21 protein-coding genes and 1 tRNA gene are annotated in these 23,759 nt (G+C 53.9%); 9 read left to right on the top strand and 13 right to left on the bottom strand.

The annotated features are described in order from the left end of the window. Positions 1-16: 16 nt before the first annotated feature. Both rpmA and rplU read right to left on the bottom strand, forming a co-directional pair. Positions 17-277 (bottom strand): 50S ribosomal protein L27, encoded by a 261-nt coding sequence (rpmA, locus tag TH25_RS21970; RefSeq protein WP_073955689.1) that lies wholly within the window; start codon positions 275-277, stop codon positions 17-19. 33 nt (positions 278-310) lie between these two features. Next, positions 311-622, bottom strand: a complete 312-nt coding sequence (gene rplU / locus TH25_RS21965) for a 50S ribosomal protein L21 (protein WP_114090418.1) — start codon at positions 620-622, stop codon at positions 311-313. Positions 623-1,018: 396 nt separating this feature from the next. Between rplU and TH25_RS21960 the strand changes: the two genes are divergently transcribed. Then, positions 1,019-1,108: transfer RNA gene (locus TH25_RS21960), tRNA-Ser, on the top strand. 271 nt (positions 1,109-1,379) lie between these two features. Then, the gene (locus TH25_RS21955) at positions 1,380-2,669 is read left to right on the top strand and encodes a DNA cytosine methyltransferase (RefSeq protein WP_114090417.1); all 1,290 of its coding nucleotides are present in this window, start codon (positions 1,380-1,382) and stop codon (positions 2,667-2,669) included. On the opposite strand, the gene TH25_RS21950 is transcribed toward TH25_RS21955, so the two are convergent. The 3 genes from TH25_RS21950 to TH25_RS21940 all read right to left on the bottom strand — a co-directional run bounded on the left by TH25_RS21950 (position 2,625) and on the right by TH25_RS21940 (position 7,488). Then, positions 2,625-3,542, bottom strand: coding sequence for a DNA-binding transcriptional response regulator (locus TH25_RS21950; RefSeq protein WP_114090416.1), 918 nt, complete (start codon positions 3,540-3,542; stop codon positions 2,625-2,627). The genes TH25_RS21955 and TH25_RS21950 overlap by 45 nt on opposite strands. Next, the gene (locus TH25_RS21945; protein ID WP_114090415.1) at positions 3,539-5,890 is read right to left on the bottom strand and encodes a sensor histidine kinase; all 2,352 of its coding nucleotides are present in this window, start codon (positions 5,888-5,890) and stop codon (positions 3,539-3,541) included. The genes TH25_RS21950 and TH25_RS21945 overlap by 4 nt, the downstream gene beginning before the upstream one ends. Positions 5,891-6,468: 578 nt before the next feature. Next, a complete protein-coding gene (locus tag TH25_RS21940; protein ID WP_220151480.1) occupies positions 6,469-7,488 on the bottom strand; it encodes an alpha/beta hydrolase family protein in 1,020 nt (339 codons plus the stop codon). A gap of 300 nt (positions 7,489-7,788) precedes the next feature. Here TH25_RS21940 and TH25_RS21935 point away from each other — a divergent pair, with 300 nt between their 5' ends. Next, the gene (locus TH25_RS21935; protein ID WP_114090413.1) at positions 7,789-8,094 is read left to right on the top strand and encodes an antibiotic biosynthesis monooxygenase family protein; all 306 of its coding nucleotides are present in this window, start codon (positions 7,789-7,791) and stop codon (positions 8,092-8,094) included. Between the two features lie 7 nt (positions 8,095-8,101). Further along, on the top strand, positions 8,102-8,803 hold the full coding sequence (locus TH25_RS21930) for a helix-turn-helix transcriptional regulator (protein ID WP_114090412.1): 702 nt from the start codon (positions 8,102-8,104) through the stop codon (positions 8,801-8,803). A gap of 25 nt (positions 8,804-8,828) precedes the next feature. On the opposite strand, the gene TH25_RS25150 is transcribed toward TH25_RS21930, so the two are convergent. The 3 genes from TH25_RS25150 to TH25_RS21920 all read right to left on the bottom strand — a co-directional run bounded on the left by TH25_RS25150 (position 8,829) and on the right by TH25_RS21920 (position 11,011). Further along, positions 8,829-8,996: a hypothetical protein gene (locus tag TH25_RS25150; RefSeq protein ID WP_181847777.1), complete on the bottom strand. Its 168-nt coding sequence runs from the start codon at positions 8,994-8,996 to the stop codon at positions 8,829-8,831. An 87-nt stretch (positions 8,997-9,083) separates the two neighbouring features. Continuing rightward, complete coding sequence (locus TH25_RS21925; RefSeq protein ID WP_114090411.1) at positions 9,084-10,514, bottom strand: sulfatase family protein; 1,431 nt, start codon at positions 10,512-10,514, stop codon at positions 9,084-9,086. Between the two features lie 5 nt (positions 10,515-10,519). After that, positions 10,520-11,011: a MarR family winged helix-turn-helix transcriptional regulator gene (locus TH25_RS21920; protein ID WP_114090410.1), complete on the bottom strand. Its 492-nt coding sequence runs from the start codon at positions 11,009-11,011 to the stop codon at positions 10,520-10,522. A 112-nt stretch (positions 11,012-11,123) separates the two neighbouring features. Between TH25_RS21920 and TH25_RS21915 the strand changes: the two genes are divergently transcribed. The 3 genes from TH25_RS21915 to TH25_RS21905 are packed head-to-tail and all read left to right on the top strand — an operon-like array spanning position 11,124 to position 14,279. After that, on the top strand, positions 11,124-12,080 hold the full coding sequence (locus tag TH25_RS21915) for a tripartite tricarboxylate transporter substrate-binding protein (RefSeq protein WP_114090409.1): 957 nt from the start codon (positions 11,124-11,126) through the stop codon (positions 12,078-12,080). Positions 12,081-12,135: 55 nt separating this feature from the next. Beyond that, positions 12,136-12,690, top strand: a complete 555-nt coding sequence (locus tag TH25_RS21910) for a hypothetical protein (protein WP_114090408.1) — start codon at positions 12,136-12,138, stop codon at positions 12,688-12,690. After that, positions 12,687-14,279: a tripartite tricarboxylate transporter permease gene (locus TH25_RS21905; protein ID WP_114090407.1), complete on the top strand. Its 1,593-nt coding sequence runs from the start codon at positions 12,687-12,689 to the stop codon at positions 14,277-14,279. The genes TH25_RS21910 and TH25_RS21905 overlap by 4 nt, the downstream gene beginning before the upstream one ends. A gap of 40 nt (positions 14,280-14,319) precedes the next feature. Here the strand turns inward: TH25_RS21905 and TH25_RS21900 are convergent, their stop codons facing one another. Further along, complete coding sequence (locus tag TH25_RS21900; RefSeq protein ID WP_114090406.1) at positions 14,320-14,544, bottom strand: hypothetical protein; 225 nt, start codon at positions 14,542-14,544, stop codon at positions 14,320-14,322. A gap of 332 nt (positions 14,545-14,876) precedes the next feature. On the opposite strand from TH25_RS21900, the gene TH25_RS21895 reads away from it, so the two are divergent. After that, positions 14,877-16,574, top strand: coding sequence for a dihydroxyacetone kinase family protein (locus TH25_RS21895; RefSeq protein ID WP_114090405.1), 1,698 nt, complete (start codon positions 14,877-14,879; stop codon positions 16,572-16,574). Between the two features lie 153 nt (positions 16,575-16,727). Then, the gene (locus tag TH25_RS21890; RefSeq protein ID WP_114090404.1) at positions 16,728-17,675 is read left to right on the top strand and encodes a D-2-hydroxyacid dehydrogenase family protein; all 948 of its coding nucleotides are present in this window, start codon (positions 16,728-16,730) and stop codon (positions 17,673-17,675) included. A 298-nt stretch (positions 17,676-17,973) separates the two neighbouring features. On the opposite strand, the gene TH25_RS21885 is transcribed toward TH25_RS21890, so the two are convergent. The 4 genes from TH25_RS21885 to TH25_RS21870 are packed head-to-tail and all read right to left on the bottom strand — an operon-like array spanning position 17,974 to position 23,652. Then, a complete protein-coding gene (locus TH25_RS21885; RefSeq protein WP_181847775.1) occupies positions 17,974-20,139 on the bottom strand; it encodes a site-2 protease family protein in 2,166 nt (721 codons plus the stop codon). 51 nt (positions 20,140-20,190) lie between these two features. Beyond that, on the bottom strand, positions 20,191-21,540 hold the full coding sequence (locus TH25_RS21880) for an efflux RND transporter periplasmic adaptor subunit (protein WP_114090402.1): 1,350 nt from the start codon (positions 21,538-21,540) through the stop codon (positions 20,191-20,193). A gap of 43 nt (positions 21,541-21,583) precedes the next feature. Continuing rightward, a complete protein-coding gene (locus TH25_RS21875; RefSeq protein ID WP_114090401.1) occupies positions 21,584-22,498 on the bottom strand; it encodes an efflux RND transporter periplasmic adaptor subunit in 915 nt (304 codons plus the stop codon). Then, positions 22,495-23,652, bottom strand: coding sequence for a TolC family protein (locus TH25_RS21870; RefSeq protein WP_114090400.1), 1,158 nt, complete (start codon positions 23,650-23,652; stop codon positions 22,495-22,497). Before TH25_RS21870 ends, TH25_RS21875 begins: the two co-directional genes overlap by 4 nt. Positions 23,653-23,759 lie beyond the last annotated feature (107 nt).

The raw sequence follows: 23,759 nt of genomic DNA, 5'->3' as shown, positions 1-23,759 counted from the left end.
GCCCGGAACGGGAGGCTTACGCCTCGGCCGGGACGACGCTTACAAAGGTGCGACCCTTGAAACCCGATTTGAACTGGACGCTGCCGCCAGCAGTTGCAAACAGAGTGTGGTCTTTGGCAACGCCAACATTGTCACCGGCATGGAACTTGGTTCCGCGCTGACGAACGAGAATGTTACCTGCAACAACCGCCTGGCCACCGAATTTCTTGACGCCGAGGCGCCGACCTTCGGAGTCGCGACCGTTACGGGAGCTACCACCAGCTTTTTTATGAGCCATGAAACCCTCCTAAAACTGCATCCACCTGATAAATCAGGCGTTGATGCCCGTGATGCGCAGAACGGTCAGGTTCTGGCGATGACCATTTTTGCGACGGTAATTGTGCCGGCGCTTTTTCTTGAAAACGATCACTTTGTCGCCCTTGGCCTGTTCCAGAACTTCCGCACTAACAGAAGCACCAGCGACCAACGGAGCACCAACCTTCGGCGCACCGTCGCCAGCAACCATGAGAACCTGATCCAGGGTCACGGTTTCACCAGCTTGGGCAGCGATCTTTTCGACTTTGATAACGTCGTTGGCGGCAACCTTGTACTGCTTGCCACCGGTTTTGATGATTGCATACATCTAAATAGTTCCTGAAAAAAGAATTCGGAAACGCAAACGCGCAGCCCGGTGTCGCTGCAAACTGAAACCGGACCGCTGCGAGAGACGGGTGAATTACCGTTTTAGCCCGCAAATGTCAACTCCAAAGCGGCTCAATGCCCTGCAAATTCACCCGCCCTGCACGCATGGCAACCCTGCAAACCCAAAACCGGTCCGCCCGGAGCACCCCATACCGGCCCTACCAGCCAGGAACATCCCCGGCCCGAAGCACACACCGCCCTGTCCCCCCCACCACTAACGCGCCTGCCCCTGCCCAAAACAAGATTTTCACCGCAAGAATGAAAGTTTTGCGTTTTCCCTCTTGCAATCTCGCGCACAGACCGTTAAACACCGCGTCGAACGCCAGACCACACATGCGGAGAGGTGCCGGAGTGGTCGAACGGGGCGGTCTCGAAAACCGTTGTACTGGCAACAGTACCGTGGGTTCGAATCCCACCCTCTCCGCCATATCTGTTTGATGCTAAGTAGCCACTGACTCAGATTAGCAAAATCACACCGCAAGACATAGTTTCTAAATACTGCACTTAGAGTTGGTTGAGCATTAAGCCCTCCCAAAGGTTACATGCAACACCAACTGATTACATCGTTGTTTACACTAAAGACTTGCTATATCAACAGTGTAAAGAAACAATGACTTGCTGGCTTTCTCCGAGGTAGACGCGCTTCAGACCCAAAAAAGAGCCTGGCGCTTGTCATCGGAACGAGGCACAATGCAATAATGCAGCAGAAAACTAATTCAAATCGATTCATAGATATCTTCGCCGGTTGTGGCGGACTATCTCTTGGATTGATACGCGCTGGATGGAAATGTGCATTCGCAATCGAAAAGAATTCTGATGCGTTTTTAACCTACAAACACAATTTGTTAGAGGGCAAATACGCAAGCAATTTTGATTGGCCCGAATGGCTTGATCGATCAGCCCACGACATTGATGAACTTCTGGAAAATCACAGGGAACGACTTCAAAGTCTAAACGGAAAAATTGATCTAATTGCAGGCGGACCTCCTTGCCAAGGTTTTTCATCTGCCGGGAGACGGCAGCACGATGACCCAAGAAATCGGCTTTTTGAAAGCTATCTGGAAGTAGTTGATTTACTAAACCCAAAAACCATTCTAATAGAAAATGTTAGAGGATTCACTTCTGACTTCTCCAAAACATCGAGCATTAAAAATTACTCGGTCGAGTTAGCAGATAGACTATCTGCTAACTACGACGTGTATTTCCAACTTTGTAATTTATCTGAATTTGGTGTGCCGCAATCTCGTGTGCGGTTCTTTTTAATCGCAATTCTCAAAGGTACAAATTCACGGAACCCATTTGAGTTCGTAAACGCCGCGCTTCCTAAATTCTTACAAAAAAACAACTTAAGAGTACCGGTCTCCGCTAAACAGGCACTATCAAGTCTTGAATTGAGTAAAGGAGGCGTCCGTCCCTCCTGCGAAACAAATGGTTTTATGGAAATTTGCCCTACACCTCCCACAACGTCATACCAAAAGTACCTAGCGCTAGACGGTTCTGATATCCATGACTTACGTCTAGCAAGACACTCAGACGCTGTAGCAAAGCGTTTCCAGACCATTATCGACAACAGTCATAAGATGGGGAGACTTAATACCGCTATTGACGGCGATCTAAGGGAACAATTAGGGATTAAGAAAAAGGCGCTACGCGTTTTGGATCCAGATCGGCCAGCGCCAACAATTACCAGCATGCCTGATGACCTCTTGCATTACTCAGAACCCAGGGCATTAACTGTCCGTGAGAACGCGCGACTTCAGGGATTTCCCGACTCCTTTGCATTCAAAGGAAAATATACGACAGGTGGCGAACGTAGGAAATATGAGGTTCCGAGATTCACTCAGGTTGCCAATGCTGTTCCTCCGATTGTGGCCGAAGTTTTCGGTATTGCCTTAATGGAACTTACCGATCAAGTGCAACAAACTACGAAAGCAGCCAACACTTTAATCAATCAAAGCCGCATGGAGATCCCGAAACTGACTGCGTAGAGACAGAAGAGCACAACGAAGTTCTCGCATCTCCTCGACCGTGATTGGTGAACTTCCCTCAACCACATCAGCAAGCTCTCTACTGGTTGGATTTAAAACCTGATGACCAAGACTATTACGCTTTGGAACAACCTTCTCAATATATTCGGTAACAGCAACTCGGTAGGCTTTCCCTTTCTCACTGCTCTTAAGCGCCGTACTTAGCATTCGCAACCGATCAATCGCTGTGAATAACATGTGCTCCTTTAGTATACTCGCAAACTCGGCGTCTACATGCAGTTTATCAGCGCACTCCCTCATCCTTTCAACTTTCTTGGCTATGCGACTAAGCGCATCCTTAACAAACTCCATTCTAGCCTGTTCATCTAGCGCACGATACATTGCAATTAAGCATTGCCCAGCTAACAGATCAATGTCACTGGTCGCCCCCATAACAATTCCACGCGTGTGATCCAGATCAAGTACCTTTTTGACCAAAGATTCAAATACCCCACTAACCTCGTCAACCAGCTCTGAACGACGAACGCAGAACACCCCCTCAAGGTTATTGTCAAACACTAATTTTCGAAGCTCGTCAGCTTCAGTCATCGCTGAATAGAACACAACATCCTTATATGGGACTCTCTCTCTAATTTCACGAATAGCTTCCTGACCTTGCACCCCACCACCCAAGTCCCAGTCTACAAGAACCAAGTCTATTTCATCACAGAACACATTATCCGCTATTTTTTCTTTCACTCTATCGACGGATTGGCACTTCGTTGGATTAAACTCAAACCCCTCATCAAGCATAGCAATTTTTATTGCCTTAATCTGCGCATCAATCCGGTCAGGCTGATCATCAACCCATAGAACGTTGAAATCGAGCCTCATTTCTTCTTCCCTGACTTTGCAATCACTATAGAAAACCCAACACCAGCCAATGAATAATCTTCCAATACTTCAATACTCCCCCCCATCTGTCCCAACACCTGTCGAACATGATATAGCCCAAGGCCGGAACCATGCGTTGTCGTGTAGCCCATCTCAAATATACGCTCTTTGTCTACACCACGTCCAAAACCACGCCCGTTATCTGATACCAAAATAGCCAACCCCTTGCTCTGTGTTTGGCTCAGCTTAAATTTTATTTCAGATGATCTTGCTCTTCGTGCATTACTAACCAAATTATCAACAATAATTGAAACATCGATCGGATTAAATCGCTCTAAGAATCCAGGATGTTCATTCTCAACTGATACCTTCAGTCTAGCTCCTCCTGCACCTTTAGCGACACCTTCAATATACTCTTCAATAAAAGAAGCTAGATCAACTTCGATCTTCTCTGAGTCTAACTGGAAGTTAGCTTTCGTAGCAAACCTTGTGATGGCTTGAATTTTTCGATTGAGAAATGCCATTTGTTCCAGCGCCTGAAGTAAACGTTCACGCGAAATCTCTTTCTGCCCCTCAGTATCAACAATCAGGTTTTCTATTTGCTGATTTATATCAACGGAGTAGATCGTCACCTGGTGATGTAAATTTAATATAGTTGCAGTGTCTAAATTCACCGTGGACTCTAAGAAATGAGCCCTACGCTTCTCGACCTCCACAGCGGCTTCTGCTACTTCCGCTCTTTCTGTCGCCTTGAGAGCAATTTCTCGCTCCCGATCGGCAACCTTTCTCGCCTCAATCTCAGACTTTCTCAGCTCATCAAAGCGTTTCTCAGCCTGATCAATACTATCTAAAAAGCTCCTATCTCCGACTTTCCCTGCAATAGCACGTAAATTAACTAGGCTTTTCTCAAACTGAGATGATCGTTCATTCAGGAGACCAATAAGTCGGTGGCTAAATTCCATAAGTTCTACGTCATCATTATCGATCAATGACGCCACAGCTGCCGAAACGCGCGCACGACCAGGATCAGTTAAAAGACGTGATAGGTCGTCAGTTTCACCGTCGGCCTTGTCCACCCAAGAAACCGGAACCACATATTTTTCAAGCCGCTTCAGGCAGTGGTCCATTACGCATTTTTGAAGTTGCCGAACTGCCGGAGTATCAATTAGTCCCTGATTTCGACTAGAGGATTCTTGAAAATTCTCATCGGTTCCATACACGTCCACACGCCCAATAACTTCACGAGTACCGAGATATCGACTATGTCCTTGTTGCTTACGCCGTGCAAAGCCAAACCAGTCATCTCCGTTTTCACCTACCGGATAAACCCGAAATCCATTCCTGAACAAAAAAACAGAACCAAATTGCACAGACGGCAACCCAACACGACGAGCAAACGTCAACTTTGCAGAGAAATTCAGATAGTAAATCTCACATCTAAAGCCAGAATCATTTAATTCATGATAGGGGTTTGGCTCCCGAATATGATAAACGAGCTCCCCCCTGTCCATCAATTTACTTTGTAGTTTATCACCATGTATCTCAACTGCTATAAATGTTGTTTTCTCTTGAAGGTCACTGAAAATAAAATTCCCCACTTTCCCATTTAAAATATCTCGGCTAGTGGGTTCATTACCCTTTTCCTCTGCCTTTCTTATGACTTCAGCATCGCCAACCTTCTCGTGCGGAGCGATAATCTCAATGGAAAACTCATCAACATCCGAGCCAAAAGGGTTTATAAGCTTTGCAAGGGATGACTTTAAATTTTTGATATCATCTCTATTCCACTCGAATCTGAGGTTTCTAATCTCAATCACTGTTCCGTTACGAATACTTGCTACGAATTCTCTCAAATCGTCAGTAGAATCAAAATCACTATTTTGCTCATAAGAAACGGGAATAGCTTCAAATTTTTCTTTAATATTTTTATCAAAAAGCGACCAATTTATATCAAGACGATGAACACTTTGCCCATTTTGCAAAGATCGTGTCTGAAGAGTTATATCTTCACCAAGACGATCTGTTGAAAAACGACCGATACCTTTGCTACCTGCATAGTGCGTTCTGCTTGCTATCTTGTCACGAAAGCCTTCTTTCGACGCATCTCGCTTGGCAGAGTATGCTACAAAAAGCCATCTATTTATCAGATCATCATACGACATACCCGATCCGTTATCGGCCACAACAATCCGATCACAATCAAATAAGATCTTTACAGTGGTAGCGCCTGCATCAAAAGAATTTTTGACCAATTCAAAAATTGCGACTTCGTCATCCGTAATTAACTCTTGACCAAGTACACGTTTAAGGCCAGAACTCACATCAAAATGTAGGTTTTTCTTATTCATGATAGATACTTTATTAAAGTCCCAGATTACATACGCACTTTTTGTTGCTCACAACTGCTTCAAAAAACCTAACGACATCCAGGAAGATTTTTAACGTATTTAATTACCCGTTCCCAGAGTACTTTCATATGCTATTCCTCGATAGCCCACTTTTCCTAAATTTCACATTTTTTTATTGTCACTTTAACGTTTTGTATGCTGCGCTTCTCTATTGTGCTCCCTTAAAATTATGACCTAACGACAATCAGAGTTTAGACCCGAGGCGTTCGCAAACGCATATCATCACCAATAACTCATATCCAACCCAAACAAACACCACCACAACTGCCATCAGGATCAAAAGAGCTGCCATTTTAGCATAGAACCCCGTTTTTACTCTGTTCGTAGTGCCATTTTATGGCAAAAAACAGTATAATACAGAGCTCGACAACCTTGAACGTACAAGAAGCGGCTCAATAATCCGGGAAGTATTGTTCATGAGATGCTAAACGGGACGGTGAATAGTTCTAACTGTTCAGTATTGCTTGAATATGTCAATATAGTTTTGCAGGATCTGATCCCAACCAGCTCCCGGTAAATTACCATCCTGTCCCGCGCGCCGCAATCCAGTTACAGATCGTATCCAGAACACGCGGCGCCCAGGCATGGCGACCTTCAAGAAGAAATCTTAATGTCACATACCACGGCCATTGACGGGTAAGTTGCGCGTTATATGGCGCTGATTTTAACAGGCCATGTGTGGCGTTCGGTACGACAATGATACGATTTGCCGCGTTATTGGACAGGACGGTTTCACGATAGATCGCGGCATCATGCGCGGCATCAACATTCAGATCATTCGCCCCCCAGAGGGCCAGCAAGGGCACATCAAATCCGCGCAGATCTTTTGTCGCATCCGCATGACGTTTTTTTCGGATGAAGGCCCAACGCTCTGGCGTCAGGTCAGGTGGAAGATCCACACGATTAACCTGCTGTTTTCCAAACAAACCATCATCGCTGCGCGATAACCGTGCCACCTCACGCTTGCGCTCCTCTGTTGGTACCCCTGCCAGCCGCAGCCGCGTATCGGTGTAATAATCGCCCTGCTGTTGCCAGGAAACGGCACCGCCGATGAGAACGGCGAAGTCAGCCTCGCGATGCGAGAGCTTTGGTATCACCCATCCCGCCTGTGAAAACCCCATCGCGCCAACAGATATATGCGTGAAATGCCCCTTAAGTATCACCAGTGCTTTGCGCACGACATCAGCCCGGTCTTCCATCGATTGTGCAAGCCAGTTCCCTTGCGACGCACCAATGCCGGGTTTATCCCAGGACGCGACGGCAATACCGGCATCGAGCAAGCTATTGACCAAAGGCGCATAGCCGCCCTGCGAGGTTCTATCCTGCGGGCCATCGCCATGCACCAGAACCAGTGCTGCCAATGCGGGGCGATCGGGCAGCCATAATGTCCCGGCCAAATGCAGTCCATTGGCGGTAAAAGAAAAATCCTCGTGGCGGCGTCCATCCAGGTCGAGATCATTTAATCGCCAAAGCAGCAAAGATGCCACAATAACGATCACAAGAAATATAACGAACAGGATGTTTCTGATACGCATCATACACTGCCTTCACCAACCGCACGCCTTTTATGGCGCTGCTCGTATTAAGAGCGATCCCTCGCCCCCGTTCAATGGGGAAAATCGCGCCTGTTTCTGAGGCTAAAAGGCGTTGCGCGGCACAACCTGTTTAACAGCAGGTAGCAGGACTTCAAAACGACGCCTCCGTTTGAAACCGTGTTTTCTCCGTCATCCGCGTCTCAAGCGCGCTACTTCTGGACCTGTCATCCCAACTGACATATTCTGGCAGTTGGGATGACGTAATGATGCACGACCGCTTGGTTAGACAAACAGGAGTATCCAATGTCGAAGAATGTCATCGAAACCGTCACCTTCACGCTCAATGACGGTGTTCGCCGCGAAGATTTTATTGCCGCCGCCAGGGAAATGAGTTCCTGGCTTCAAACCTGTCCGGGTTTCATATGCCGCCGTCTTTCCCGCACCGAGGATGGAACATGGATCGAGCATGTTCAGTGGGAAAATATGAACGCAGCAAAATCTGCTGCCGCCGAAATTGGTAAAATCCGCGGCAACGCCGCCTTCCTTTCCGCCATTAACGGGCCGACTGTTCAGCTCACGCATTCCGAGCTGGAAGTAGCCCTTAGCTGACACAATCATGCGGCGTAGCGAGCGACTTGCGGAAATTGTCGAGATCGTCCGGGACGGGCGGCTCCACCTTGCCCGTGACATCGCCGATGCGCTTGGCGTTTCCATCCGCACCGTCTATCGGGACATCGACACGCTGGTTGCCTCTGGCGTCCCGATAGACGGAGAGCGCGGTGTGGGCTATTTGCTGCGCGAACCGGTCTTTCTTCCGCCCATCGCCCTGTCATTTACCGAGCTTGAGGCCCTGAGCCTGGGCATGGCCATTGTACAGGAAGCTGCCGATAACGAACTGCAAGCCGCTGCGGCTTCGGTCATGAAAAAAGTCGGCGAACAAGCGTCAAACCGCCGGCAGGCACCAAAATCCTGGGGGTTTGGCGTTTATGCGTTCAAGCGCGCACAGACAGGCTTCAAACATATGCCCCTAATCCGTCGCGCCATTCGGGAAGGGCATAAACTTCAGATCGACTATCGATCTTTGGATGACCGGGCCTCCACCCGCGTCATTTGCCCTTTGCAAATCGAATATTGGGGCCAGGTCTGGACATGTTCTGCCTGGTGCGAAATGCGCAACAGCTTTCGAGCCTTCCGAATTGACCGGATGCAAAGCTGTGAGCCTACCGGAAAGAGCTTCCAGCCCGAATACGGCAAAACACTTGAAGATTATCTGAAACAGGTCGCGGAACAGATGGCACGAGAGACTGACCGGCCCTAAATTGCGCAGTCAATAACGCAATAATTCAATAACTCATATCCAGCCCAAACCAGCGGACAAGCCCAAAGGTAATAAGCGCCACCACAACCGCCGCCAGAATCAACAGTGCTGCCCTTTTGGCAATAGAGCGTAAAAGGGCTTTGCGGTCGCCCTTTTTGCCCTGATCGTAGTGCCATTTGACGGCAAAAAACATCGCGACACAGCAGGTGTAACGGCTGCGCGGTGATCATATCGGTGAAGGCGCGCCCGGCGACCAGCGAAGCAACGTATCTTGCGAACGTCAGTTCACCTGCGGTGGCGGGGTTGCGGCCGGGGCACCCATATTCATCGCCACCTCGCGCCCGCCATAACCTTCGATCAGGGCGTCCTGATCGGCAAAGGCCAAATCGTTCATCGCCGCAGGATCACAGATGGCATTCAGTTCCCGGTAAAGATCATCGAGGATATGCTTGCAGGCCGGATCTTCCGCCCGGTTTTCAGTTTCGTCAGGATCGCCCGCAAGGTCAAAAAGCTCGGGCGCGAAACCGTGATAATGGATCAGTTTCCAGCCTCCCTTACGCAACATGTAACAGGCCGAGACCGCACCGACTGCATGGTATTCGCTGAAAATCACCCTGTCAGGAGCCTCGGGTTCCGACGCGATGTCATAGAGCGAACGCCCCGGCCGATCGCCTTCCAATGTCGCACCAAAGTGACTGACGATGGTTTCGGAAACGTCAAGCAGGCTGACCGGGGTGGCACAGACCGAAGATGTGCAGCCTGGTTCGGCCAAGATCAACGGGACTGCAACCGATTCCTCATACATGTTCGACTTGCCCCACAGGCCACGGGCACCAACATTGTCGCCATGGTCCGAGGTATAGATGATGGTCGTCTCATCAAGCAGGCCTTGTGCTTGTAACGCTTTAACAATCCGGCCAACATTGTTGTCCATCCAGGTGCAAAGCGCATAATAACAGGCGCGCGCCAGTTGCCGCTCTGCCTCGTCTTTCATCGCAATATCACCTGCAAGTGCGGTGTCTTGCTTGGCAACCCACGGATGATGAACGTAGCCATCGCGCGGGTGCAGCTTCAACGGAGGCAGGCTATCGGCTGGATAAAGGTCAAGATATTCCTGCGGAACGATCAGCGGGAAATGCGGCGCAACAAGACCAACATAGAGACACCAGGGACGCTGGTCCTGCGCTGCAGCCGCCAGCCATTCCTCCGTGCGCTCGACAACAGAGGTATCATACCGGGTGTAATTGCTTTCACCAGGACCGATATAATCGCCCAGCATGCGGCCATCCTTTACCACACGTTCATCCTCGCGCCGGATTGATCCCCAGACCATGCCATGTCCACCGGCCACCTGCATCGGAATATGCTCGACATCGAACCCCGCCGGGTCCTCTGCCGCGCGATAATGCAGCTTGCCGATCGACTCAACCCGCGTGCCCTGGTCCTGAAGCGCATGCCCCCAGCCGCGAGGCTTGCCGGTATAGGGCATGGCATTGTCCCAGAGCCGAATATCATGAACATACCGCCCCGAGGCAAAGGCCGCGCGGGCAGGCACACAAATCGGCGATGGCGTGTAGGCATTGGAAAACCGCACACCGCGCGCGGCCAGTGCATCTAGGTTCGGCGTCTTTACGAACGCCCCCGCACAGCCCATCGCCCGGGCTTGGTGCTCGTCCGACATGATGACGAGAAGGTTCTTGGATCGGGGCATGATGATCAGTCCTCGGTGCTGGGTGTCTCAAGAAAATCAATAGTTTCGGCAGCCTCTGCGAGAGCACGGATCGCCGGAAAGATCACCGCGCGCTGATCGGGTGTGAGCGCCGCCATCAAATGCCGCTGACGTGCGTCGAGTTCAGGAGCGAGACGTTCATGTGCGGCATGTCCCTTTGGCGTCAGCACGATTTCGAACTGTCGCTGGTCTCCGGCGCAGGGTCGGGTGAGGATATAACCCTGGTCAACCAGGACGTTGATCGTCTTACTGAACTGCCCTTTGTCGATTCCGGAACTTTTACGCACAGCCGTCGAACGGCTGGCAACTCCAGCCGCAACGATACGGATAATGCGCCACTGGGGTAGTGTCAGATCCCCGTGCCGCGCGATAATGCGGCGTGCTTGAGCCGCAAGCCTGGTGCTGAGTTGGGTGATCTGAAATGGCAGCAACAGATTAATGTCAAAACCGCCTGTCACTGGCTCCTTGTCCTTAGACATGCTTGTCCTCCCCTTTTCACGTAAGCTGCCCTCATTAAAGTGGACATGTCAACCTTGTTCGTTGACATGTCCACTTTCCTCTGCAAACCTAATGGCAATCAGGGAGGAAAAAATGAAAAAATTTCTAAAACCGCTGACACTGGCGGCAGCACTTTTATCGCTATCCTTTGCCGCAAATGCCGAAAGCTGGACGCCCCCGGGCCCCATCAAAATGATGATTGGTTTCTCTGCTGGCGGCGGGGCCGACACCCAGGCCCGACTGATCGCACAGGCAATTGAGAACAAGTATGGCTGGAAGATATTGCCCGAGCAGATCACCGGCAATGGCGGCCTCAATCTTGCCAAGCAGCTCAAGAGCGAACCTGCCGACGGCACTGCGATCGGTATGGTGGTGTCTGAAACGCTCACCTACAGCGCATTGTCAGCAAACCAGCCTGGCTTGACCACCGAAAATTTTACCCCGCTTGCCTCGACCGTGGCATTCCAGACCGGGCTTGTCGCCATGAAGGGGGGAGCCTTTGACAGTTGGGACAAGATCACGGCGGCGGCCAAGGCAGGCACGCCGATCCGTTTTGGGGTTGCAACCGACCGCTGGGCCGATGTGACCTACCTTTTAGGCAAGGAAAACGGGATCGATTTCAATATCGTGCAAGTCAAAGGTGGCGCTGGCGTGATGAATGGGCTGCGCGGCGGCGACCTCGACATCGGATGGGTCGGCGGTGCCCAATCCAAGCCCGTGCAACAGGGCGAAATGGTCAATGTCGCGAGCGCCGTGTCACACAGGCTGGCGGATTCACCCGACGCCCCGCTGATTACCGATCTGGGCAGCAAGTATACGTTAAATGGTTACTTCATGTTCATCGCGCCAAAGGGCCTTGATCCCGATGCCCGCAAGGCGCTCGGCGATGCGATTGCCGAGGTGTTGAACGATCCCTCCACCCAGGCCCATGCGCTTGTCGTCAAGAATTTCGGCGGACCGGCCGTTCTGACCGGCACGGCGCTGAACGATACGCTAACCAATCTGATGTCCGATTCCCAAAACCTGCTTGCCGCCGCCTCGGCCAACTAGGCCCCGGTGACAGGCACGCGCGGTTCGGCCCGGAAAGGCAGTGGACATGCGACGTATGAATACTGACGTGATGCTTGGCCTTGGCGTGGTCCTGCTGGCACTTTTGGCGATCTTCATCTGGGTGCCGGATGATACCGCAACCGGCCTGATCGTAAAACTGCGCGGGCGGGTTTCCATTGGTGATGCACTTGCCCCTACCGCAGCCTTCGTTCTGATGGTCGTGGCGGGCGTTCTTATCGCTTTTGAAGGTCACGGAAAGGATGATGTTCCGCATCTCTCACTGGCCAATCTGCGGTTTGTGGGGCTGTTCGCCGCACTGTTCCTTGTATCGGTGATCCTGATGCGCTGGACGGGACCGGCTCTCGTCGGCCTGGTTCATCTGCTTGGCAGCACCGATGCCAGCTACCGCGATCTGCGAGACACCGTGCCCTGGAAATATGCAGGCTTCGTTACCGGGGGTACCTTCCTTGTCACGATGCTGATGTCACTGATCGAGCGTCGACTGAGTTGGCGTGCGCTGCTCGTGGGATTGGCGGTGACGGCACTGCTGATCCTGATCTTCGATGTACCCTTCTCCGACCTTCTGCTGCCGCCAAATGGTGACGTATGACCGAGGTTCTTCACTATATCTGGCTTGGTATCCTTGCTGTGTTCAACGGATACCCGCTATTCACACTCGGCGGGATCGCCATCCCGGCTGCCCCGATCATGGTTTGTGGCGGCCTTTTGACCGGTATCGCGGTCGGGGCGACACCGGGGCTGGCCGGGCCGATGGCGATGGCGATCGCTCTGCCAATCCTGATCTCGGTATTCGGCTTCACCCCCGATGCACTGTTGCCAGTTTTCGGCTTCCTGATCGGCATCATGAAAGGGGCAACAGTCGGGGGTGCAGTACCTGCGATCCTGTTCAACATGCCCGGCACACCGGATTCCGTAATGACCACGCTGGATGGTCATCCAATGGCAAAGGCCGGTCAGCCACGCCGGGCCCTGCGCATCGCGCAGCTATCATCGGTAACAGGCGATACCTTCTCGGACCTTGTACTGTTTGTCTGCGCGCCCTTCCTTGCTGTCGCGGTTGAAGCCTATCTTGACCTGCCCGAGAAAACCGCCCTTCTGATCCTCTCGATCTCGTTCATCGCGGCGGTAATGGGCAATTCAAGGGGCAAGGGCCTGCTTGCGGTGGCGCTGGGACTTGCAACAGCCTTTGTCGGGACGGGACAGGCCCTGACCCCAAGGCTGACATTCGGAAACAACGATCTCTCAAGCGGCTTTTCACTGGTCTCGGTGATCCTGGGCGTTCTGATCATCGGGGAAATCCTGATCGGGATCGAAGGTCTCTGGCAGGCAAGCCGCCTTGGCAAAAAGAAAGAAGATGCACCGCACGACCCGGCCCAGGACGACCTCCAGCCGGGCGATATCGGCCGTATCGCCCCCTATGTCGCGCGTTCTGCCTTCATTGGCACGATCATCGGCGCACTTCCCGGTATCGGTTCGACCCTTGCCGCGACGCTTGGCTACAGCCTTGGCGCACGGCGGCATTTCAAACGCGGCAAACCTGGCGACACGCCCTTTGGCGAGGGTGCACCAGAGGGGATCGCCGCGACCGAGGCCGCCAACTCTGCCGTCTCCGGTGCCAATTTGATCCCGGTGCTGTCACTCGGCATTCCCGGTAACGCGGCGGCTGTTTTTCTGATCCTTGCGGCCGACAGCATCGGCGGCTTCAATCCGGGCCCTCAAGTTTTCCATTTTACCTCGCCCCAGGTGAACCCGGAACTGGTTACAGCCTTCGGCATTTTCACCCTGATGTCGATCGGGAACATCCTGAACTGGACCTTCGGTGGCCGCTTCATGCGCGCAATGGGCGTACTCGCCCGAATCCCCGGACCAATTCTGTTGCCTATGGTTTTATTGGTCACTTTAACGGCAATTTACGTCCAGCAGACCTCATTCTTCGCCCTCTGGGTAACAATGGGCTTCGGCGTTCTGGGCTACGTGTTCCGCCGCAGCAACATACCCGTCCTTCCCTTCGTCATTGCATTCATTCTTGCACGACCGCTGGAACAGAACGCGCGCGAGGCTTTTTCTGCAACAGGTGGCGACCCCTGGTTCCTGTTTCACAGCGCCACCTCAATCGCCTTGATTCTGGCCGCGATTGCGTCGGTCATTTTCCTCGGACGAAAGCAGGCAGAAAGTTAGCCTTTTCCCTTCAGTCCTTAAGCAAGCACATAACGCTGTATTAGTAACTCATATCCAGCCCGAACCACCGGACAAGCCCAAAGGTAATAAGCGCCACCGCAACCGCCGCCAGAATCAACAGTGCTGCCATTTTGGCAATAGAGCGCAAAAGGGCTTTGCGGTCGCCCTTTTTGCCCTGATCGTAGTGCCATTTGATGGCAAAAAACATCGCGACACAGAGTGCGACAACCTTGAACGTACCAAAAGCGATCGGAACCCAATCCATTTTTTAAAAACTCTCATGTGCATCCATTCGTGGTGTTATGGACGTATCGTCGGCACGCGTACAGTTTTTATTCTGCAACGCTGATATGTAAGCGTAGTCAATAACTTATAACAAAACACTCCTGGTTGGAGAACGGTTCGACGGACACAATTTCGGCTTCGCAGACACCTTCCATACAATCGAACGCGGCCTGAAAACCGCTGCTCTCACCCCGCAAAAAGCGCCCGGATGGGAGAGACTGTCCATATCCCCACTGGTCATCTGCCATTTACGGATTAAGTTCGGTACAAGAACGTCTTAAACGGGAAACACACACAGGCAGGTGAGGTATCATGTCCAAGAAGCTGATCAATAACCCGAAGAATGTTGTTCGCGAGATGCTCGAAGGGGTGGTGGACAGTTCGGATGAACTGGCATTGCTGGAACATGCCAATGTCGCCCTGCTGGCCGATCTGCCGGAGGCGGAAAAGCGCCCTGTCGCGGTTATTTCCGGGGGAGGCAGCGGGCACGAACCGGCCCATGCCGGATATGTCGGCAAGGGCATGTTAAGTGCTGCCGTGGCGGGGGATATTTTTACCTCCCCCTCGACCGATGCGGTATTACATGCCATTCGTGCCTGTGCCGGGCCCGCCGGGGCGGTCTTGGTGGTTAAAAACTATACTGGCGACCGGCTTAATTTTGGTCTGGCGGCCGAACTGGCCCAGACAGAGGGTATTCCGGTTGAAATTGTCGTTGTTGCCGATGATGTGTCGCTGCGTGAAACCGTCAGCGAAGAGCGCCGGCGCGGCATTGCCGGAACCGTTTTGATCCACAAAATTGCCGGTGCCGCAGCCGCAAAGGGCAAATCCCTTTCCGACGTCGCAGAGATTGCCCGCAAGGCGGCAGGCGCGCTGGGATCGATGGGAGTTGCGCTGGGAGCCTGCACCCTGCCCGGTGCAAAGGGACCGGGCTTTGAGCTTGAAAGCGACGAAATCGAACTGGGCCTTGGCATTCATGGCGAAAAGGGCGTGGAACGCCGCGAAATCGCCCCGGCAGACGACCTTTGCAAAACCATCCTCAAAACCATCATTGATGATCGCAACATCACCACATCAGACCGCGTGGCCCTTCTGGTCAACGGGCTGGGGGCAACATCGGCACTGGAGCTGTCGATCATGACGCGCGGCGCAGTTAATTATTTGCGCGACCAGAATATCACCATCGAGCGGATCTGGTGCGGCACCCTGTTAAGCGCGCTCGATATGCCAGGCTGTTCGCTCTCGCTATTAAAACTCGATGATGAACGGTGCGCGTTGCTGGATGCCGAAACATCGGCCCGGGCCTGGCCCGGTTCCGGTCGTATCAGCCACAAACGGCGCGAAATCGCCGACCCCAAAGGCAGCAGTGACGAAATCAACTATCCCGAAGCCGGTCCGCTGGCGGAAAAAATCGAGAAAATCGGTCGCGCTGTGGCGCAAAAAATCAAAGATGAGGAACCGCATCTGACCGACCTGGACACAAAGGCGGGGGATGGCGACCTTGGGGCCAGCCTGGAGCGCGGTGCCGATGCCATGCTGGATTTGCCTGCCAAAGCCTGGGCCACCCCGGCCACCGCGCTGATTGCCACGGGCAATGCGCTGCGCAAGGCAATTGCGGGCAGTTCCGGCCCGTTTTATGCCAATGCCCTGATCCGTGCCGGGCGGCATTTGCAGGAATGTGACAATCCCGGCCCCAGGGAATGGGCCGAAGCCTTTGACATCGGGGCCAACGCGATTGCCGAACTGGGCGGAGCCAAAGAAGGCGACCGCACCATGCTAGATGCGCTGCTTCCTGCGGCGCGGGCCTTTGATGAGGCAGCCAAAGCCGGAAAATCCGGCAAAGAAGCCTGGCAGGCAGCCTGCGATGCGGCGCGCAAAGGGGCGGATGGCACCGCCGAAATGAAACCGGAACTGGGCCGCGCAAGTTACCTTGGCGAACGTGCCGTTGGCGTGCCCGATGGCGGGGCGATTGCCATTGCCATCTGGATGCAGGAAATTGCCGATAACCTGTAATCGCGCAATACATCACGGGCGCCGGCATTTCCTTGATGTCGGAGCCCGCAAACAGGGAACCGCGGATTGCAAAAAAGCGTGACAAAGGCGCGATTTCATCGGTTCATAGAGGCAGGAACGTTCCTTGCAAAAATTCCATAAAGCGGATCAGCCATGAAAATCGCCATTCTTGATGACTATCAAAACCTTGCCCTGCAATCGGCCGACTGGTCAGCCCTGCAAAAGCAGGCGGAAATTACCGTTTTTCACGACACGATCCGCAACGAGGATGACCTGGCAGCGCGCCTGGCGCCGTTTGATGTTTTGTGCATCATGCGCGAGCGCACGCCCCTTCCCGGCACGCTTTTGGACCGGCTTTCAAACCTGAAACTGATTGTCACCACCGGCAAACGCAATGATGCGATTGATATGAAGGGTGCTGCCCGCAACAATATCACCGTTTGCGGCACCGAAAGCCCGTCTACCGCCACACCGGAACTGACCTTTGCCCTGATGCTGGGCCTGGCCCGCGGCATTGTGCCGGAAAATACCTCCATGAAGCAGGGTGGCTGGCAAATTGGCCTGGGGCAGGACCTGGCGGGCTCTACACTCGGTATTATCGGGTTGGGGCGCCTTGGCGGCAAAGTGGCGCACATCGCCCAGGCTTTTGGCATGAAGGTGATTGCCTGGTCAGAAAATCTGACCGAGGCCCGCTGTACCGAAATGGGTGTCACCTATGCCCGCAAGGATGATTTGCTGGCAAACAGCGATTTCATCACCATTCATCAGCGCCTGTCAGACCGCACGATCAACCTGATCAGCGCATCCGATTTCGCCAAAATGAAACCAACCGCCTTTTTGATCAACACATCGCGCGGGCCGATTGTGAATGTCCCCGACCTGATCAAAGCGACCAATGACGGTACCATCGCCGGGGCCGGCATTGATGTATATGACGAAGAACCCCTGCCTGCCGACCACCCGTTACGGGCATGCAAAAACCTGCTGCTGACCCCACATCTGGGCTATGTCACGCGTCATACATGGCAGGTCTTTTACGGGCAGACGGTTGAGGCGGTTTTGGCCTGGCTGAATAACGCCCCCATCCGGGTGATCACATAACACCCCGGCACTTTGGTCCAGCATTCGCGAACCAAGAACAGGGGGTACGCCAAACGCGCATAGCCGAAGGCCTGGCGACCTGTTATGCCTCGCGCGTCTTGCCGCAGCTGTCATTGGGCCAAGAACAGGTATTTCCGCGCAAACGTGACCCGGACCTCCTCCCGGCGGGTGCGTAATTGCTGCAGAAAACCCGCTTTCCGCCAGGCGACTGCACCGCAGACAATTTGAGATGCAGCCTTTACTGGCGCAAACATGATCTGGCAGAAGGTCGATCCCACCCCGACCTTCTGCCTTTTCTTTAAAACGACATTTCCCTGATCAGGGCCGCCACCACGGCCTGATACATGCGCACCGCAAGACTTTGGGCCGGGGCCTCGATTTCCAGGGTGCCGCGCAAAATGGTTTCAAGTTTTGCCGGTTCCCTGTGGGCCTGACCGTCCCTGATGTCCTCCGTCCCGGTCACATAGCCCGAAACCCGGTAAATGGCATCATCCGGAACAAGTGCACCATTATTGTCCGGACGGGTTGCCAGCGGGCCGCCATTGCTGGCACTCAGGGCCGGGGTATCAAGCGTTGGGGAATTAAAACGGTCCACCCGGTCAATTTGCACGTTCAAAACCGGCCGGGTAATCTGGTCGGGATAAAAACGCGCCGCAGCCGTTTCGGGCAGCAGCATCACATCGCGCTGCGAAACATATCCCACCAAACGCCGCGTCCCCGCCTGGTCAACAATTCGCATCAGATTTTTGCGGCTGGCAATCCAGGTCCCCGGATAAACCGCATCAACCACATCGCGCACGGTGCCACTGATCGGTGCACGCACATCAAGCTGCGCCTGGCGGGCCTTTATCGCCGTCAGACTGGCCTGAAGGCGCAACACTTCCTGCATCTGGCTGGCAACATCTTCCAAAAATTCGTTGCTGCTGCGCGACTGGGCCAGCACAATTTCCGCCTCGCGCAATTGCAATTCCAGATCGCGCTGTTTGCTGGTCAGTTCGGGCGAGCGCATCCGCAGTAAAACTTCTCCCGCCGCAACGCGCTGTCCGTCGGTGACAAATATCTCGTTAATCCGGCCATTCGCCGGGCTGATGATTTCAGCTTCGGCGGCCGCCTGCAATTGTGCACTGGCAGCAATGGTTGTGCGCCACGGCACCAGCAGGGCCACAATTCCGCCCGCCAACAGCATCATCACAATAATATTGGCCACCGTCCAGCGCGCCCGATGACGCAGTTTCCACCACATTTTCATCTCGTTTACAATCGGCAGCAGAATGAACCACAGAATTTCCACTGCAAACAAAACAATGCCCAACACTTTGAAAAACAGGTGGTAAACCACCAGGGCAATACCAAGAAACAGAAAAAACCGGTATATCCACACGGCTATGGAATAGGTGATCAAAACCCGGCGACGATGGGCTGTCGCCGGTTCGGGCGCGGGCACATCAATTGCAAATAAAACCCGCCTTAGCGACCATTTGGTCATGGCAAAGGCCCGATTTTGCAAATTGGGAATGCGCAAATAATCCGACAGCAGATAATAGCCATCAAAACGCATCAGCGGGCTTAAATTGATCACCAGGGTCGTAATCCAGGTGGCGGATGCCATCAGGAATACCGCACTTCTGGCAGGCCCGGCAGGCACCACATGCCATAAAAAAGTCGCCACCAGGGCCAGCATCAGTTCCACCCGGATCCCCGCCGCCGCCACCCGCAATTTTTCGCGGTGATTTGTCAGTCGCCAGGCATCGGACGTATCGGTATATAAAACCGGATACATCACCAAAAACGCCACCCCCATTGTCGGCACCCGGCAGCCATATCGCCGCGCGGTATAGGCATGGCCCAGCTCATGCAAAATCTTGACCGCCGTTAAGGTAACAGCCATCCAGACGATGCCCTGAAAATTGGCAAAACCCATAAAGGTTGCCCAAAACGCATCCCACTGGCGAATGGTCATGATAATGCCGATCACCCCGACAACCAGAACCAGCCATGTCACAAAGCGGGAGGCAAAAAAATCGGCCAGCCACTGGGTTTGGGATAAAAACCGGTCGGGCCGGAACAAAGGCACACGCACAAACAGATAATTATGAACCAGCCATTTCCAGAAGGGCGGTTTGCCTGCCCTGGCAATTCGGGAAAATTCGGCAATCGCTTCAGGCCCGGCCCGCATCAGCAAACCATTACCATGCAGAAACGTGACCAGATTGCGAATATCGGCAAAATCGGGGGTAAGGATGGTTTCATTTTCAATGCGCTGGCACAGGGCCGATGCCATGCCCGCCGACCAGCGGTGCAGTATTTCAAACGCGGCATACCCAATGCGGAAATAACGGTTGCGCACCGGGTCATGAATGGTCCAGCCCGGCGCGCCATATTCGTCATTTTCAGCAGGCAACAATTTCAGGTCCTGGCGCAGGGGCGGCAAAGGGAAATCTTCCTCCCTGCCCGTTTCTGCCATGTCCCCGGCCATATTCCCTGCGGCCCTCCCGCCTGCCAGCGCAACCATCGCCTACCACCCGATTTTCTGGCGCAACGCAACAAGGGGACGGCGCAGTAAAAACAGCACCAGCGGCACCTTGTCGCCCAACAGCTTGGCCGAGCCCTTCAGGCCAATGCGCGGCGGCGCGGTTTCGTCGGCAAAACGGGCAATGGCACGATAGGCCAAAACGCCATCAGCCGTTTTAACAGGTTGATAGGATGACAGTTCCAGCGCCGCCGGAATGGAATGAAGCGGATCCACATCGAGAAACAGCCGCACTTCCGCACCGGGTTCCAGATTGATGGCATCGGAAACCGGAATAAAAATTGCCAGTTCCGCCTGATCAGGCCGGGCCAGCGACATCACCTGTTCGCCAGTTGAAACCGGGCGCCCACGCCAGCGGTTGGGGTCGCCAAACACGGCAATGCCGTCTATGGGCGCACGCACCTCCACCTGGGATAGCTGATAGGCGGCATATTGCGCCTGTTCCTCACGCAGGGCCAAGCGCGCCTGCCTCAGCGCGACTTCGGCCCGCCCCTTGGCATCGCCAAAGGCCTGCTGCGCGGCACGGCGCAGTTCGGCCCGGGCCTCGTCAACCGAGCGCAGGGCAACATCATAATTGGCGCGCAGTTCGGCATCCTCGAAGGAAAACAGCATATCCCCTGCCGCAACTTCGGCATTGGGCCGCACATTAACCTCGCGGATCACACCATTAATGGGTGCCGCCACCGGGACCGGGTCATGGGCAATCACATCGGCAGGGGCAATCACGCTTTGAGATACCGGAAAGGCCAACACCGCCAGCGTAACAAGCACGGCAACAAGACCCAAAGCCTTGCGCAACCCGGGGCGGGATTTGCGCAACCGGGCCGAGGGTTTTTGCAGCGAATGCCACGCATGGCCCACCGTATCGGCCAACTGGTCAAGCAAAACCAGCTCTGCCGTCTGCCAGGGGTGCGTGCGGACCAAAATCAATCCGCCCATATCCCGGCCATCCGGGGCCTTTAACGGTTGCCACAGCACCGCTTCAGGCCAGAATTCGGGCCAGTCCCCCCGCAGATTTTCCGGTAGTTGGGCAGCGGACACCACACTGGCCTTTTCCAGGCTGTCCTGTTTGCCCAGGGCCTTTAACACCCGTTCGACAAAACGGATATAGGGGGCATTGCGGTCCAGTGTTGGCACATTCGAGACCGAAATCACCCGAAAAGCCGACGCGCCGTTTTTTGCCACCAGCACCGCCTGCTGATAGGCAATCAAACGGCGCGGTTCACTGACCACGGCGAAGCGAAACGATACCAGATCCGGCGCATGACGGATTGAACGTTCGATCCCCATTAACAGTGCCCACGGGGTCTCGGATGGTGCAGAGTTTTCTACCATAGGGAAATCGCGCCTGTCTTTAACCTGCCCAGCCCGTCATCTGTCAGTGATCCGGCCTGCCATCCATCACGGCCCGGCCGCTCATACCGGGCAGAAGACCCTTTGAGCTTTCCAGGGCCGCATATATTTTCACCGTTTGGCTGACCGGATCAATCCGGGCACCAATGCGGGCGACCTTTGCCCGAACATCTTTATCGGTTTCATCGATATGGGCCATGACCCCCTGACCAACCGAAAGCCAGCCAAGCCATTGCGACGGCACAATCAATTCCAGTTCCAAATCCCCCGAACCGACAATATCGATCAACTGATCGCCCGGTGTCGCCGTTTGATAGGGCTGGCTTTGCCAATCAACCACCGCCCCTTCATAGGGGGCGGTAATTTTACAGCGGTTCAGATACACATCCTGCAACTGCAATTGCGCCTTGACGCTTTCCATTGCCGCCTGTGCCATCACCACATCCAGTTCGCCCACGGTGCGCAGCTCCGCCAGGCGTTTTTGCGCCTTATATTGCGCATCGGCCTGGCGCAAATCGGCGGCCACGGCAGCCCGCTGCGCACGATAGGCCGCGCAGTCAAACACAACCAGAACATCGCCCTTGGCAAACCGTTCGCCGGGGCGCTTGGGCATGTCGGCAATACGGGCGGAAATCTCGGCCGATAATACGGCACGGTTGCGCGTCGCCACCAAGGCCCGTGCCGATGACATGTCATCGCCCGCTTGCGACATGGCATCCCCCCCATAAGAGGCACTATTGCCACCAGAATCACCCGTGCCTGACGCCCCGGATGCAGACGGAACGGCAGCACCACCGCCATAGGGATCATTCTGTTGGGCAAGCACGGCAATGGGCAGCATAAAGCCACCCATTACCATTACACCACATACCCGCCGGATCACCTTTAAAAGGCCGGACAATTTGCCTCTCGGCGGGGCCATATGTCGGGCAAAAATCATTGCATCGCCTGTTTATCCGTTCCGGTCATGACGGTTTGCTGTTCTGCTGGCTGTTGTTGCACGTCGTCAGCAACCGCAATGCCCCGGGCATCATATTCGCCGTTCTGCCACTGTCTCATAACGGTGTGAATGGCCTGTGCAATGCTGTCAACCGAATCATCGGCCACATCCCTGGGTAAGGGATCCACCCCGATCGAGGCAAAAACCTGCCCATAAGCAGCCTGCAAATCGGCATAGGCCATATCGCGTTGCAAGCCGGACAGCAAAGAACGCACTTCAGCACGGATCGCATCACTTTCACCAACCGTATTGGCCGAACGCTGCGCCTGCATACTATTCACGATCCGGTCCTGGACACCGGAAATCCGGTCGGCCAGTTTGAAATCATCCAGCGCATGATGATAACGCAATTGCGCAATATTGACCTGGCTGATCACCGCCATGCTCAATGCCAGGCTTCGCACTTTGGAAAGTTCGATCTGGCTATCGGCAAGTTTCATATTGGCCGGTGCCTTGAAAACCTGCATCAAATTCCAAGACAGGTTCAGCGCCCCGTCATACCAGCGCGAATTCACCTTATAACTGTCAGTGGTATGATTGATCCCGGCAGAAAAATTCAACCCCGGCACCATCTGAATCAGGGCGATTTTTGAATCCCGCTGATTGATACGAAGCTGATAGGCCTCCGAACGCAACTCGGAGCGATTATGCAGGGCTTCAAGCTCAAGCTGGTCCGAACTCATGGCAATGGCGGGCAGCGGATGGGCCTCGGTGGCACTGTCCACCAGGGTAAAATCGCTGTCCGGATGAATATTCATCAGAACGGCCAGTTCGGTCCGCGCCTCGATCAATTGCCGGCGACGGGTTTCAAGCTCGCGCAGTGTAACCAGCAGATCTTCCTGATAGCTCAGAGCCTCAAGCTGCCCGCCAATGCCTTCGTCGATCTGCTTTTGCGACCGGCCAAGCGCCCCGCGCACGCGATCAAGCACCTGATCAAAACTTTTGAGCGCCCGATCCGCCGCCACGGCACGCCAATAGGCGGCACGGGTTTCATTGACCACACTGTGAATAACCTGCCGGCGACGTTCGGCCACGATCAGGGCCATATCGGCCTGCTGGTGGGCGCGCATATAGCCAATGGCAAAATCCAGCACATTCCAGCTGACCGACAGGTCGGTTTTGCGAATGCTGCGGTCCGAACTGACAGAGGTGGATGTTTTCTGTTCGTTATAGGGTCAGAACTCATTAACCTTTAACTGAT

The organism is Thalassospira profundimaris (assembly GCF_003326755.1).
Taxonomy (GTDB): Bacteria; Pseudomonadota; Alphaproteobacteria; order Rhodospirillales; family Thalassospiraceae; genus Thalassospira; species Thalassospira profundimaris_B.
Note: the sequence above shows the minus strand (reverse complement) of the source record. Positions and strands in the feature narration are given on the sequence as shown.

Excerpts from the sequence above, each read along its gene's own strand:
- TH25_RS21950 (WP_114090416.1), bottom strand. The coding sequence starts at position 3,542 with ATGAGGCTCGATTTCAACGTTCTATGGGTTGATGATCAGCCTGACCGG.
- TH25_RS21940 (WP_220151480.1), bottom strand. The coding sequence starts at position 7,488 with ATGATGCGTATCAGAAACATCCTGTTCGTTATATTTCTTGTGATCGTT.
- TH25_RS21895 (WP_114090405.1), top strand. The coding sequence starts at position 14,877 with ATGTCCAAGAAGCTGATCAATAACCCGAAGAATGTTGTTCGCGAGATG.
- TH25_RS21955 (WP_114090417.1), top strand. The coding sequence starts at position 1,380 with ATGCAGCAGAAAACTAATTCAAATCGATTCATAGATATCTTCGCCGGT.
- TH25_RS21910 (WP_114090408.1), top strand. The coding sequence starts at position 12,136 with ATGAATACTGACGTGATGCTTGGCCTTGGCGTGGTCCTGCTGGCACTT.
- TH25_RS21880 (WP_114090402.1), bottom strand. The coding sequence starts at position 21,540 with ATGGTAGAAAACTCTGCACCATCCGAGACCCCGTGGGCACTGTTAATG.
- TH25_RS21930 (WP_114090412.1), top strand. The coding sequence starts at position 8,102 with ATGCGGCGTAGCGAGCGACTTGCGGAAATTGTCGAGATCGTCCGGGAC.
- TH25_RS21915 (WP_114090409.1), top strand. The coding sequence starts at position 11,124 with ATGAAAAAATTTCTAAAACCGCTGACACTGGCGGCAGCACTTTTATCG.
- TH25_RS21900 (WP_114090406.1), bottom strand. The coding sequence starts at position 14,544 with ATGGATTGGGTTCCGATCGCTTTTGGTACGTTCAAGGTTGTCGCACTC.
- TH25_RS25150 (WP_181847777.1), bottom strand. The coding sequence starts at position 8,996 with ATGTTTTTTGCCGTCAAATGGCACTACGATCAGGGCAAAAAGGGCGAC.
- rpmA (WP_073955689.1), bottom strand. The coding sequence starts at position 277 with ATGGCTCATAAAAAAGCTGGTGGTAGCTCCCGTAACGGTCGCGACTCC.
- TH25_RS21945 (WP_114090415.1), bottom strand. The coding sequence starts at position 5,890 with ATGAATAAGAAAAACCTACATTTTGATGTGAGTTCTGGCCTTAAACGT.
- TH25_RS21935 (WP_114090413.1), top strand. The coding sequence starts at position 7,789 with ATGTCGAAGAATGTCATCGAAACCGTCACCTTCACGCTCAATGACGGT.
- TH25_RS21890 (WP_114090404.1), top strand. The coding sequence starts at position 16,728 with ATGAAAATCGCCATTCTTGATGACTATCAAAACCTTGCCCTGCAATCG.
- rplU (WP_114090418.1), bottom strand. The coding sequence starts at position 622 with ATGTATGCAATCATCAAAACCGGTGGCAAGCAGTACAAGGTTGCCGCC.
- TH25_RS21875 (WP_114090401.1), bottom strand. The coding sequence starts at position 22,498 with ATGATTTTTGCCCGACATATGGCCCCGCCGAGAGGCAAATTGTCCGGC.
- TH25_RS21920 (WP_114090410.1), bottom strand. The coding sequence starts at position 11,011 with ATGTCTAAGGACAAGGAGCCAGTGACAGGCGGTTTTGACATTAATCTG.
- TH25_RS21885 (WP_181847775.1), bottom strand. The coding sequence starts at position 20,139 with ATGGCAGAAACGGGCAGGGAGGAAGATTTCCCTTTGCCGCCCCTGCGC.
- TH25_RS21905 (WP_114090407.1), top strand. The coding sequence starts at position 12,687 with ATGACCGAGGTTCTTCACTATATCTGGCTTGGTATCCTTGCTGTGTTC.
- TH25_RS21925 (WP_114090411.1), bottom strand. The coding sequence starts at position 10,514 with ATGCCCCGATCCAAGAACCTTCTCGTCATCATGTCGGACGAGCACCAA.